The sequence below is a fragment of the Rhizobium sp. BK196 genome (assembly GCF_014193255.1).
Lineage (GTDB): Bacteria > Pseudomonadota > Alphaproteobacteria > Rhizobiales > Rhizobiaceae > Rhizobium.
Window position 1 is genome coordinate 33,023 of record NZ_JACHZB010000003.1, and the last position, 11,900, is coordinate 44,922.

At 57.7% G+C, this 11,900-nt stretch carries 12 protein-coding genes and 1 tRNA gene; 9 read left to right on the forward strand and 4 right to left on the reverse strand.

Annotated features, from left to right (window positions below; all coding sequences use genetic code 11):
* Positions 1-114 precede the first annotated feature (114 nt).
* The 5 genes from map to FHT78_RS11300 all read left to right on the forward strand — a co-directional run bounded on the left by map (position 115) and on the right by FHT78_RS11300 (position 6,022).
* On the forward strand, positions 115-951 hold the full coding sequence (gene map, locus FHT78_RS11280; protein ID WP_183743583.1) for a type I methionyl aminopeptidase: 837 nt from the start codon (positions 115-117) through the stop codon (positions 949-951).
* 8 nt (positions 952-959) lie between these two features.
* Positions 960-1,769 (forward strand): DNA repair protein RadC, encoded by an 810-nt coding sequence (radC, locus tag FHT78_RS11285; RefSeq protein WP_183743585.1) that lies wholly within the window; start codon positions 960-962, stop codon positions 1,767-1,769.
* A 72-nt stretch (positions 1,770-1,841) separates the two neighbouring features.
* Positions 1,842-2,432, forward strand: a complete 591-nt coding sequence (locus FHT78_RS11290; protein ID WP_183743587.1) for a dual specificity protein phosphatase family protein — start codon at positions 1,842-1,844, stop codon at positions 2,430-2,432.
* Positions 2,433-2,529: 97 nt separating this feature from the next.
* Positions 2,530-3,936 carry a Si-specific NAD(P)(+) transhydrogenase gene (gene sthA, locus FHT78_RS11295; protein WP_183743589.1) on the forward strand — a complete coding sequence of 469 codons (1,407 nt, stop codon included), beginning with the start codon at positions 2,530-2,532 and terminating at the stop codon, positions 3,934-3,936.
* Positions 3,937-4,240: 304 nt separating this feature from the next.
* Entirely contained in the window at positions 4,241-6,022 is a 1,782-nt protein-coding gene (locus FHT78_RS11300) for a radical SAM protein (protein ID WP_183743591.1), read from the forward strand.
* A 92-nt stretch (positions 6,023-6,114) separates the two neighbouring features.
* Here FHT78_RS11300 and tig read toward each other — a convergent pair whose 3' ends face one another.
* The 4 genes from tig to FHT78_RS11320 form a co-directional block, all read right to left on the reverse strand.
* Positions 6,115-7,608, reverse strand: coding sequence for a trigger factor (gene tig, locus FHT78_RS11305; RefSeq protein WP_183743593.1), 1,494 nt, complete (start codon positions 7,606-7,608; stop codon positions 6,115-6,117).
* 186 nt (positions 7,609-7,794) lie between these two features.
* Positions 7,795-7,879 (reverse strand) — tRNA-Leu (locus FHT78_RS11310).
* A gap of 154 nt (positions 7,880-8,033) precedes the next feature.
* The gene (locus tag FHT78_RS11315; RefSeq protein WP_183743595.1) at positions 8,034-8,624 is read right to left on the reverse strand and encodes a GDYXXLXY domain-containing protein; all 591 of its coding nucleotides are present in this window, start codon (positions 8,622-8,624) and stop codon (positions 8,034-8,036) included.
* A complete protein-coding gene (locus tag FHT78_RS11320) occupies positions 8,621-9,739 on the reverse strand; it encodes a DUF2157 domain-containing protein (RefSeq protein ID WP_183743598.1) in 1,119 nt (372 codons plus the stop codon). The genes FHT78_RS11315 and FHT78_RS11320 overlap by 4 nt, the downstream gene beginning before the upstream one ends.
* 849 nt (positions 9,740-10,588) lie before the next feature.
* Between FHT78_RS11320 and FHT78_RS11325 the strand changes: the two genes are divergently transcribed.
* The 4 genes from FHT78_RS11325 to FHT78_RS11340 all read left to right on the forward strand — a co-directional run bounded on the left by FHT78_RS11325 (position 10,589) and on the right by FHT78_RS11340 (position 11,854).
* A complete protein-coding gene (locus FHT78_RS11325; RefSeq protein WP_112568189.1) occupies positions 10,589-10,735 on the forward strand; it encodes a DUF1127 domain-containing protein in 147 nt (48 codons plus the stop codon).
* A gap of 291 nt (positions 10,736-11,026) precedes the next feature.
* A complete protein-coding gene (locus FHT78_RS11330) occupies positions 11,027-11,170 on the forward strand; it encodes a DUF1127 domain-containing protein (protein ID WP_112545790.1) in 144 nt (47 codons plus the stop codon).
* Positions 11,171-11,295: 125 nt separating this feature from the next.
* A complete protein-coding gene (locus FHT78_RS11335; protein ID WP_183743600.1) occupies positions 11,296-11,535 on the forward strand; it encodes a hypothetical protein in 240 nt (79 codons plus the stop codon).
* A gap of 4 nt (positions 11,536-11,539) precedes the next feature.
* On the forward strand, positions 11,540-11,854 hold the full coding sequence (locus FHT78_RS11340; protein WP_183745391.1) for a hypothetical protein: 315 nt from the start codon (positions 11,540-11,542) through the stop codon (positions 11,852-11,854).
* Positions 11,855-11,900: the final 46 nt, after the last annotated feature.

The following is an 11,900-nucleotide window of genomic DNA, read 5'->3' on the forward strand; positions in this document are numbered from 1 at the left end:
TTTTCACCCGGTACAACGCGCCCGAGAAATCTTTCCCATGCGGTTGATCGCGATGGACGAAGCCGGCATTGCTGCATTATGAAAAGAGACGACAATTTCTGCTAAGGCCTTGCAATGGTGAATTATATCGAAGCCTCCTCCGCGCCGCCGAAAAATACCGGCGCCATCAGGCTTTATGGCCCTGAAGCATTCGAGGGAATGCGCAACGCGTGCCAGCTGACCGCGCGCTGCCTCGATGCGCTTGCCGATATCGTCAAGCCGGGTCTCGCCACCAATGAAATCGACCGCTTCGTTTTCGAGTTCGGCATGGATAACGGCGCCTATCCGGCGACGCTGAACTATCGCGGCTATACGAAGTCCACCTGCACTTCGATCAATCATGTAGTCTGTCACGGTATTCCCGATGACAAGCCGCTGCGCGAAGGCGATATCGTCAATATCGACGTGACCTTCGTCGTCGACGGCTGGCATGGGGATTCGAGCCGCATGTACCCGGTAGGCCAGATCAAGCGCGCCGCCGAACGCCTGCTGGAAGTGACCTATGAATCGCTGATGCGCGGCATTGCCGCCGTTCATCCCGGCGCACGCACCGGCGCGATCGGCGAAGCGATCCAGACCTATGCCGAAGCCGAGCGTTGCTCCGTCGTGCGTGATTTCTGCGGCCACGGTGTCGGCCGTCTCTTCCACGATTCGCCGAACATCCTGCATTACGGCCGCGCCAATGAAGGACCGGAATTGCGCGAGGGCATGATCTTCACCATCGAACCGATGATCAATCTCGGACGCCCGCACGTGAAGGTGCTGGCGGACGGCTGGACTGCCGTGACGCGCGATCGTTCGCTGTCGGCGCAGTACGAACATACGGTCGGCGTGACCGCCAATGGCTGCGAAATCTTCACGCTGTCGCCTGCCGGCCTCGACCGGCCGGGCCTGCCGCCGCTGAACGGGTGACATCATCCATGGCGAAAGGTCCCGTTCCGCAGGCCAGCGATGACGAATTGCCTTTCGACATTGACGAAGATGTCGCAGTCGATGAGCGGGCGTTTTTCGCGCAGCCAGCAAAGACTTCAGCCCCCAAGGCGGCCCTCCCCGCCAAGGAAGAACATTATCACGGCCATCGCGAAAGGCTGCGCAGCCGTTTTCGCGAGCATGGTGATACGGCACTCGTCGATTATGAAATCCTCGAACTCCTGCTTTTTCGGCTGATCCCACGCCGCGATACGAAACCGATCGCTAAGTCATTGATCGACCGCTTCGGGTCGCTTGCGGGCGTCTTCGGCGCACCGGCAGCACTGCTGCAGGAGGTCAAAGGCGTCGGAGAAGCGGTGGCGCTAGATCTGAAGCTGATATCCGCCATTAGCCATCGCGCACTGAAGAGCGAACTCAAGGGCAAGCAGGTGCTTTCCTCGTGGTCGTCAGTCATTCGGTATTGCCATGCTGCCATGGCACATGAGGCGCGCGAGCAGTTCCGCATTCTCTTCCTCGACAAGCGCAATGCACTGATTGCCGACGAGGTGCAGGGGCGTGGGACTGTGGACCACACACCAGTCTATCCGCGTGAGGTGGTGAGGCGGGCGCTCGAGCTTTCGGCAACGGCGCTTATTCTCGTCCACAATCATCCCTCGGGCGACCCGACGCCATCGCGTGCCGATATCGACATGACGAAGATGATCATCGATGCTGCAAAACCGCTCGGTATTGCCATCCACGATCACATCATCATCGGCAAAGACGGACAAGCAAGCCTCAAGGGGCTGCGCTTGATATAAGACCTCGGCTAAGGCATGAAAAAGCCATTATGGCGTTCTCCAAGCTGAATGACTGACAACAGGATGGGAAATATGGGCATTTCTCCTAGTCGTTTATACGCGCCGCCGAGCCTTCGATCGCTGATACGCCTGACGCTTCTGCTGCTCGTCGTGACCGGTGTCTATCTCGGCTACCTGCAGCTTTCGACGAATGTGCATGCGGTCGTCGATGGTCAGGTCTATCGCTCTGCCCAGCCCTCCCCCGCAAAGCTTGGCGAACTCGTCAAGGAGTACGGCATCAAATCCGTACTGAACCTGCGCGGCGACAGCAGCGGCGAGGCCTGGTACGATAACGAGGTCGCCGCAGCAAAGGGACTGAATGTCCAGCATATCGACTTCCGCATGTCGGCGACGAAGGAACTTTCCATCGAAGAAGGACGTCAGTTGATGGCGATCATGGCCGCCGCACCCAAGCCGATGCTCATTCACTGCAAGGCCGGCGCCGACCGGACGGGATTGGCTTCAGCCATCTACGTCGCCGGCGTTGCCAAGGAAGGAGAGATGGCGGCGGAATCGCAGATATCACTGACATACGGCCATCTGTCGCTTTTCTTCATCGGCGCGTATGCGATGGATCGCACATTCGAGCGGCTTGAGCCGATGTTCGGCTTTTTGAATTCCTAAACGGTATTGAAATACAAACTGTAACATTGACCGGCTACCGGTGAACGCGCGAGATTTCGCGTCGCAATATGATTCCAATTCCAGTTTGGGGCTAAAGATGTTCCAGTACGATCTCGTGGTAGTGGGCAGCGGTCCGGCAGGGCGCCGCGGCGCAATCCAGGCTGCAAAACTCGGCAAGAAAGTGCTGGTCATCGAGCAGGGAAAACGTGTCGGCGGCGTGTCCGTCCATACCGGCACGATCCCTTCCAAGACGTTGCGCGAAACCGCACTCAACCTTTCCGGCTGGCGTGAACGCGGCTTCTACGGCCGCAGCTACCGCGTCAAGCAGGAGATCAGCGCTGAAGATCTGCGCCGCCGCCTGCTAATCACGCTCAATCATGAAGTGGAAGTGCTCGAACATCAGTTCGCCCGCAACCGCGTCCAACATATCCGCGGCAAGGCCAGCTTCGTCGACGCCAATACCCTCCAGGTCATCAAGGACGATGGCGATACGATGATGGTGACCGGCGCCAGCATTCTTCTTGCGGTCGGCACCAAGCCGTTTCGGCCTGATTACATGCCCTTCGACAACAAGACCGTGCTCGACAGTGACGAGCTGCTCGATATCGAGGAACTGCCACGCAGCATGGTCGTCATCGGCGCCGGCGTCATCGGCATCGAATATGCAACGATCTTTTCGGCGCTGGATACCGCCGTGACCGTCATCGATCCAAAGTCGACCATGCTCGACTTCATCGACAAGGAGATCATTGAGGATTTCACTTACCAGCTGCGCGACCGCAATATGAAACTGCTGCTCGGCACTAAGGCCGAGAAGGTCGAGCGGCTCGATGCGGGCAAGGTGCAACTGACCCTCGACAGCGGTCGGCATCTCGTGACCGACATGGTGCTTTTCGCTGCCGGGCGCATGGGCGCCACCGACACACTCAACCTGGAGGCCATCGGTCTCGAGGCGGACAGCCGCGGGCGCCTGAAGGTCAATCCCGAGACGTTCCAGACGTCCGTGCCCAATATTTATGCCGCCGGCGATGTTGTCGGCTTTCCGAGTCTTGCCTCGACCTCGATGGAACAGGGCCGTATTGCTGCGCGCGTCGCGATCGGTGCGGTCGCCAAGGAGCCGCAGAAATATTTTCCCTATGGCATCTATGCCGTGCCGGAAATCTCCACCTGTGGCCTGACCGAAGAGGAAATGAAGGAGCGTGGCATTCCCTATGAGTGCGGTATTGCCCGTTTCCGGGAGACATCGCGCGGCCACATCATGGGTCTCGATACCGGCCTGCTGAAGCTGATCTTCTCGTTAAAGACACGCCGTCTGCTCGGCGTGCACATCGTCGGTGAAGGTGCTACCGAACTCGTGCATATCGGTCAGGCCGTGCTGAACCTGAAGGGCACTGTGGAATATTTTGTCGAGAATACCTTCAACTACCCGACGCTTGCCGAAGCCTACAAGATCGCCGGTCTCGATGCGTGGAACCGCATGGGCGACATAAAATCCGAACTATGAGAAAGCGAGGGAACGTCCTCGCCGTTTCAACAGCACTTAAGCCACGATCCCTAAATCTCATGGCATGGTAGGCGCCTCATTATACCCTATTGATGGCTACTCTCGTTCTGTGCCAACTGACTATATCCCATGCCAAAAGATATTGGTAAGGTCAGCCTGTTCGCGCCTTGCATTGTTCTATTGCGTTCTGCTTATCGCCTTCCCAAATACGAGGCACGGCTTTCGACAGCCTGAAACCACGTCTTAGACCGGCCTGCGGCGCCACCAAATCCAGCTGCGCAGACCCCAACGAGAGATAGATATTTTGCCCGATAATTCAGAGGCTGCTCGCAGACGGTTTCAGCTTATCCTGATAAAGCCGTCGCACTATGACGATGACGGCTACGTGATCCGATGGTGGCGGGCAATGATCCCCTCCAACTCGCTGGCGGCGATCTATGGGATTGCCGCTGAATGTGCGGAGCGGCAGGTACTTGGGGCCGACACCGCCATCGATATCACCGTCATCGATGAGACCAATACGCGGATCGATTTTGCGGCGCTGATTTCCCAGTTCAAACGTAACAATAATTTCGGGATGGTCGCGCTTATCGGTGTGCAATCCAATCAGTACCCCCGCGCACTCGATATTGCCCGCCCCTTCCGCGATGCCGGACTGCCGGTCTCGATGGGCGGCTTTCATATCTCGGGCTGCCTGTCGATGCTCGACGGCGACGCGATCGGCCTCGAGGAATGTCGCAAGATGGGTGTTTCGATGTTTGCAGGCGAGGCCGAAGGGCGGCTGGAGATGGTGCTGCGCGACGCAGCCGCCGGCGAGCTGAAGCCGCTCTACAATTTCATGAACGACCTTCCAGGCATCGGTGGCACGCCGGTGCCTTTTCTGCCGAAAGACAATATTCAGCGCACGCTTGGCCTCAGCACCAGTTTCGATGCGGGCCGCGGCTGCCCATATCAATGTTCCTTCTGCACGATCATCAACGTGCAGGGCCGCAAATCCCGCTTCCGCTCGGCGGACGATGTCGAGAAGCTGGTGCGTATGAACTGGGCGCAGGGCATCCATAAATTCTTCATCACCGATGACAATTTCGCCCGCAACAAGGATTGGGAAGCGATCTTCGACCGGCTGATCGAGCTCAGGGAAAAGGACGGCATTCCGCTCGGCCTGATGATCCAGGTGGACACGCTCTGCCACAAGATCCCGAACTTCATCGAAAAATCGAAACGCGCCGGCGTCACCCGTGTCTTCATCGGCCTTGAAAACGTCAATCCGGACAATCTTACCGCCGCCAAGAAAAACCAGAACAAGATCACCGAATATCGCAAGATGCTGCTGGCCTGGAAGGCACAGGGCATCATGACGCTTGCCGGCTATATTCTGGGCTTCCCGGCCGACACGCCGGACTCGATCCGCCGCGACATCAAGATCATTCAGGAAGAGTTGCCACTCGACGTCATCGAATTCTTCGTTCTGACACCGCTGCCCGGCTCAGAGGATCATCAGGTTCTCTGGAAGAAGGGTGTCGAGATGGATGCCGATCTCAACATCTACGATGTCGAGCACGTCTGCACAGCCCATCCAAAGATGGGCAAGAAGGAGTGGGAAGATATCTATCAAGAGGCCTGGTCGCTCTACTACTCGCCTGAGCATATGAAGACCCTGCTGCGCCGTGGCGCGGCAACCGGCATCAAGCTCTCCAGCCTTGTCAAGGTGCTGGTCTCGTTTGCGACCACCGTGCCGCTCGAAAACGTTCATCCCCTGCAGAGCGGCCTTTTGCGCCTGAAACATCCTTCGGAGCGCCGTCCGAGCCTCAAGCGCGAGCACCCGCTGCTCTTCTGGCCACGCTTTGCCTTCGATACCGCCCGCAAACATCTCTCGCTTGCCGGCACGATCATCAAGCTCAGTGTTTCAGCTTTCCTGATTGCACGCCAGGCCGATGCGAAGAGCTATATGGACAAGGCATTGACGCCGGTTGCCGATGATGACGAAGACGTTCTCGATCTTTTCACCAAGACCGCTGGTGGCACTGCCGCCGTCAGCCACATCAAAAAGGTCGCGGAACTGACCCACGCCCGAAAGGCCGTCTGACAGCCGAACGTAAGATCCGCCGATTTCGAAGGTTCAACAAAAAAGCCCTGCCGCAAGCGGCAGGGCTTTTGATTTCACTGCGGAAAAGCCGATTATTCGGCGCTATCCTCGGAAGTCTTCTTCTTCGGAGCAGCCTTTTTCTTCGGTGCAGCTTCTTCGCCTTCAGCAGCGTCTGCAGAAGCTTCAGCCTTGGCGGCAGCCTTCTTCTTCGGCGCAGCCTTCTTGGTTTCTGCCTTTTCAGAAGCTTCGCCTTCTTCGTCGGCAAGCAGCTCTTCCTTGGTCACCTTCTTGTCGGTGACGGCGATTTCGGTCAGCAGGTGGTCGATGACCTTTTCTTCGAAGATCGGAGCGCGGATCGAAGCGGCGGCACCCGGCTGGCTGCGGAAGAACTCGAGGATCTGCTTTTCCTGGCCCGGATACTGGCGCAGCTGTTCGTAGATCGCGCGCTGCATTTCGTCTTCACTGACTTCGACGCCGGCCTTTTCGCCGATTTCGGAGAGAACGAGGCCGAGGCGGACGCGGCGCTCGGCGAGCTTCTGGTATTCTTCGCGTGCCTGTTCTTCGGTCGTGTCTTCGTCTTCGAAGGTCTTGCCGGACTGGGCGAGGTCGTTGCTGACCTGGTTCCAGATGCCGTTATATTCGGCTTCGACGAGCTTGGACGGGGTTTCGAACTTGTACATCTCGTCGAGCTGGTCGAGGATCTGGCGCTTCAGCTTCTGGCGCGTCAGCGAACCGTACTGGGATTCGATCTGGCCGCGGACGATTTCCTTCAGACGATCGGCAGATTCGAGGCCGAGCTTCTTGGCAAGTTCGTCGTTGATCTCGACATCAGCCGGAGCAGCGACTTCCTTGACGGTAACGTCGAAGGTGGCTTCCTTGCCAGCGAGGTTCTTTGCCGGATAGTCGGCCGGGAAAGTCACGGTGATGGTCTTCTCGTCGCCAGCCTTGACGCCAACGAGCTGGTCTTCGAAGCCCGGGATGAAACGGCCGGAACCGAGAACCAGTTCAGCATCCTGATCGGTGCCGCCGTCGAAGGCAACGCCGTCGACCTTGCCGACATAGTCCATCTTGACGCGGTCGCCGTTGGCAGCCTTGCCCTTCTTTTCGGCATAGTCGCGGGCGCTTTCAGCGACCTTGAGAACCTGCTCGTTGACTTCATCGTCCGAGATATCGACAACTTCGCGCGTGACCTTGATGCCCTTGTTGGACTTCAGTTCGATCGGCGGAAGAACTTCATAGGACAGGGTGAATTCGAAGTCCTGCTGGGCAGCGAGGATCTTTTCCGCCTCGTCCTTGTCTTCCGTCATGTTGATTTCCGGCTGGGTAGCCGACTTTTCGCCACGGCTGGACAGGATCTGGGTCGGCTGGTCGCGAACGATCTCGTTGACGAGATCGGCCATGATGGACTTGCCATAGACCTTCTTAAGGTGAGCGGGCGGAACCTTGCCCGGACGGAAACCGTTGATGCGAACCTTGTCCTTCACATCGGCAAGGCGCTCGTTTAGTTTGCTTTCCATGTCCTTGGCCGGGATAACGACCTTGATTTCGCGCTTCAGCCCTTCAGCGAGCGTTTCGATAACCTGCATGTCTTCCTACCTTCATTTCCGTGGCGGCCGTGCCCAGACGCCGTTCGTTTCTGTGAGCACGACGCCGGCCAACTGCCGTGCGTGGCTTTTCTCAATTCCTGTTCGTTCCGCCCGAAGCGGAACAGCACTCGCTTTTCGGGTATCCGGGACAACTAAGTTCCAGTCCTCCCGCCCTGCAAGGCAGCTTGGTGCGGGTAGAGAGACTTGAACTCCCACGCCTTGCGGCACCAGAACCTAAATCTGGCGTGTCTACCAATTTCACCATACCCGCGTTCGCGAAACCGCATGCATATGCCTGCGCATGAGGCCTTCCGGAGCGCGGCGTCTCTATATCACCCGATTTAGAACAGGCAAAGGAAAAATGAACGGCAAATGACAGGGATTTGCGGGCAAAAGCGTACCGTTCCCGTCAGCCACCCCGACTCTCAATAGAGAGGCTCTTCATAGGCCGGCTTGCCGTTCACAACGAGGCTGCGGATCTGTGCGGCACCCGACGATGAAACGCTGGCAGCAATCGATACGACGCCCTCGTTACGGGCCTCCTCCAGCGGCTTTCCTTCGCCTTCCGGCACGTAATAGCGCTCTATCCCGTATTCGACCCGGATGGTTTCACCATCGTTGGGACCATAGCTATAGAAAGGCAGGCTGCGCAGGACGACTGTATCCGACGCAGCCGGCAGTTCCCTAAAGGACGATTCGACAATGCCCCAGAACCCATCCGGCTGACGCTTGAGGCGCACCCACAGGGTCTGTTCGCCGGCCTCCGCCGGAATGCCGCCGGTGACCGTCGAGACCGGGATCGACGATATATCGTAGTTCAGTACGACGTAGTCGCCACGCAGGAAATCGCGCGGATCAACCGGAGCCGTCTTCAGCAATATTTCGGTGCCGCTTGCCAGGATGGAAGCGCGGCTCTGGATGATGTAACCGAGGATCAGTGTCTGCAGGCCAGCGACGAGGAGCGCGGCAACAATATAGAAGCGACCAGTTAACGGTCTTGCGACGGCGAGCCTCATGCTCGTTCCTCCTTCGCTTCGGCTATTCCCGGTCCGGCCGCGAAGCGTCTTTCGAGACGGATGACGACCCAGGCAACGGCTGCGACCACCAGGCCCGAGAACAGGAAGAGGCTCGACGTGCCCAAGATCGTGCCGACCGTCACCGAGGCCAGATAGAGCATCTCGGCGGCGAAGCCGCCATAGGCCAGATAACGCACCGCTCCATTGTCCCGGCCATGCAGCGCGATCGCCGCAACGGCGGCAGCCAGCGTCAGCAGGCCAATCACCACCATACGCCCGCCTTCATCCATTTCGATATGGAGCAGGAACAATCCCATGAGGGCGACGAGGAAACTATAGAAGGCCGGAGCCGCACCCGCGGTTCTGACGAGCGTAGAAATCGGACGGATGGGCAAGGCTGTCAGCAGGAAAGCCACCATGCCGAGAACGGCGAAGGCGATCGCCACGGATATCTCCTCAGTCAGCACATAGAGCCAAGCGAGCCAGCCGACCACCAGCAAATAGGCGAGATGACGCGCCCGCTCGGCGCCGGTAAATCGCACGAGCCCTATGACGACAGCCGCCATGACAAGCGGCGCATAGGGGCCGGAGCCGAACCAGCGCGTATCGAAATTCTCGAGGTAGACGGCAAAGGAGGCCCAGGAGAGGAAGCCTGCGACAACGGTCACTGCAGCCGAGCGGAAAAGGATTGCTGAAACGGTTGCGACGGCAAACCAGAGATACATGACCGTCTGTTCGTCGCCCGAGAGGTGATACATCTGGCCGATGAGCGAGATGGCACCGCCGAAGCTCAACGCACCGATGATGAGCAGACCGCCGGCTGTGGCGACCGCACCACGCATAAGAAGAAGTGCAGCGCCGATGTGAACCGCCCAGATGAGCGCCAGCATCAGGCCGACGCGAACGAGGCGGGGCATATACTCCCAGTTCGAAGCGACGAGAAGCAGAAAGGCTGCCCCGAGCAGCACGGCCGCCAATCCCATCAGCACGCGGCCGACGCTGAAACTGGCCGGACGCGTGTCGTATTCGGCAAGCAGCGTCTTTGCCGTCACTTCCTCCAGAAGTCCCTTCTCCACCCAGAGCGAGAGATCCCGCCCCAATCTGCCGCGATACATGCCCCACCCCGTATTAATCCGCCATTTTTGGCTTCTGCATTTATAGCGCAAGACCGTCGTGCGGAAATGCCGACATTTAAAATACGCAAATTCCTCATTGGACTTAATTGGGTCAGCCATTAACCAAGCGCTAACCTCATCATTACTAATATAACCATGACGCCCACGGCATGCATTAACCGCATAGCCACCATGATTATATTGCACTGCAAAACAATCAAAAGTCATACTATTTACCTGCATATCGAAGCGCGGGGATGGCGCCCTGGCCCGGTTTTCCGGATGCCCGCGGACATATGTCCGTGACGAGATTCGCAGATGCGCACTCCTCCTCCCAGCGCCCTGCGATAGACTGGCAACACTCCTCCTCCCAGTTGCCAGTCACCATCATGACGCCCACCGGACCCTCCCCCGGTGGGCGTTTTTCTTAACAGGTGATTAAACGATTAGCATCCTACCTTTTCGGGCTTTCGCCTGAATCAGGGTAAAGCAATCGTTAAGCCGCGTCGGACAGTCAGCAGAGCGCTTCAGCGCGCGGAGGCCCGTCATTTTCCCGGAGATGCATTCGGAAATGCGGCTACAAAAAAGACCGCTCGCGGGCGCCGCTGCAGGCCGGATATCCCTTCTGAGAAAACGGCAGCCTAGGAAAAAATCACTCGGCCTATTCATTGATCAAAAAATGATCAAAGCGGGTAAATCACAATCTAAGCCTTGCGAATCACGCATAGGTGATTTGAAATCTTGGCTCTTTTAGTTCTTTGCAGCGCAACATATATTCTGGTCATCAAATAGAGGTCAGCGCCGAAGACGGGCTGCTGGCAGGATCAAGCCCTCGGAAAGGGGATTAACATGAACTTCTCTCGCTCTTTCAATAACTGGCGCAAGTATCGTCAGACCGTTACCGAACTCGGCCGCATGACCAACCGCGAATTGCATGACCTCGGCATCGACCGTTCGGACATCCATCGCGTTGCTCGCGAAGCTGCCGCCCGCTAAGTACAGGTAATCGCTGCTCCTCCCAAGCAGATTGCCTTCCCAAAACGCCTGCTGCCTCCGCAGCGGGCGTTTTCTTTTGCCTGCCGGTCAGATCGCCGTAAAGTTACGGAAGTTTTAATTCCCGGCCCGCTTAAAAATCGCGCTCTGCATAATTAGCGGGCACCAGAGTGCACAATTGCATAGCAGACGCCCTTTATTTGCACTGCACAATAGCGAGGACCTCGATTATATAAATGTCAACCGCAGAGACAGCGATCCCGCTGCCTGCACAAGACATCTGAGGAAGAGACCATGAACCCGATTCGCATTGCAAAGAGCTGGATTAGCTACCGCCGTACGCTCAACGAACTTGGCAACCTGTCCAACCAGACGCTCGCCGATATCGGCGTCAGCCGCTACGACATCCGCGGCATTGCGTCCCGCTCGTTCCGCTAATAGTAAGCGGACCATTCTCCAAAACGGCGCCATCAGGCGCCGTTTTCGTTTTTGAGCTTTACTCGTTGTTTATCGGAACCCGACAGCCTTCCGTCAGTTCTCCTTCACGAAAGGAGACCACCCCCATGTCAAACCAACTCAATGCCGGGTTTACCGGACAGCCGGTGAACAAGCCCGAAGGCATCAGAAAGACTGCGTCGAACACCGCCTCTGCGGTCAAACGCGAGGTGCAGGCCGTCGCAACGGGTGCGGCCGATCATCCCCATACCGCCAGCTCTGTCGTTGTCGGCATTGGCGTTCTCGCTTTCAGCATCGGCTATCTGCTGGGCCGCCAGTCCGTCGAGACGAACCGTTTCTGGAGGTAACATCATGGCGAGAACCATTTTAGAAAAAGCAACTGACGATGCACGGGCGGAAGATAGTCCGGCTGCCGATGCGCGTCGGCGCGAAATTGTGGACGAAACCTCACGGGCGCTGAATGCCCGACGTAAGGACGCTCCGTCCACAAATGGTGAAATAGACACGTTCAACGAACATACGGAAGAAACGACTCCCGACGATCTTCCGAACCTTGCTGCACAACGCGAAGCAGCACGCGAACATCGGGATGCCTACATTGTCGATGCCGATCTCGAAGATGTCGACCAGCGCGAAGCATCGCCTGGAACGCGAGAGCAGAGCTGATCACGTTGCGGCGCCAGCAGGCGCCGTTTTTGATTCTATTGTTGGA

Bases quoted from the DNA above. Each gene is read 5' to 3' on its own strand.
- map (WP_183743583.1), top strand. From the start codon at position 115: ATGGTGAATTATATCGAAGCCTCCTCCGCGCCGCCGAAAAATACCGGC.
- radC (WP_183743585.1), top strand. From the start codon at position 960: ATGGCGAAAGGTCCCGTTCCGCAGGCCAGCGATGACGAATTGCCTTTC.
- FHT78_RS11290 (WP_183743587.1), top strand. From the start codon at position 1,842: ATGGGCATTTCTCCTAGTCGTTTATACGCGCCGCCGAGCCTTCGATCG.
- sthA (WP_183743589.1), top strand. From the start codon at position 2,530: ATGTTCCAGTACGATCTCGTGGTAGTGGGCAGCGGTCCGGCAGGGCGC.
- tig (WP_183743593.1), bottom strand. From the start codon at position 7,608: ATGCAGGTTATCGAAACGCTCGCTGAAGGGCTGAAGCGCGAAATCAAG.
- FHT78_RS11315 (WP_183743595.1), bottom strand. From the start codon at position 8,624: ATGAGGCTCGCCGTCGCAAGACCGTTAACTGGTCGCTTCTATATTGTT.
- FHT78_RS11320 (WP_183743598.1), bottom strand. From the start codon at position 9,739: ATGTATCGCGGCAGATTGGGGCGGGATCTCTCGCTCTGGGTGGAGAAG.
- FHT78_RS11325 (WP_112568189.1), top strand. From the start codon at position 10,589: ATGAACTTCTCTCGCTCTTTCAATAACTGGCGCAAGTATCGTCAGACC.
- FHT78_RS11330 (WP_112545790.1), top strand. From the start codon at position 11,027: ATGAACCCGATTCGCATTGCAAAGAGCTGGATTAGCTACCGCCGTACG.
- FHT78_RS11335 (WP_183743600.1), top strand. From the start codon at position 11,296: ATGTCAAACCAACTCAATGCCGGGTTTACCGGACAGCCGGTGAACAAG.
- FHT78_RS11340 (WP_183745391.1), top strand. From the start codon at position 11,540: ATGGCGAGAACCATTTTAGAAAAAGCAACTGACGATGCACGGGCGGAA.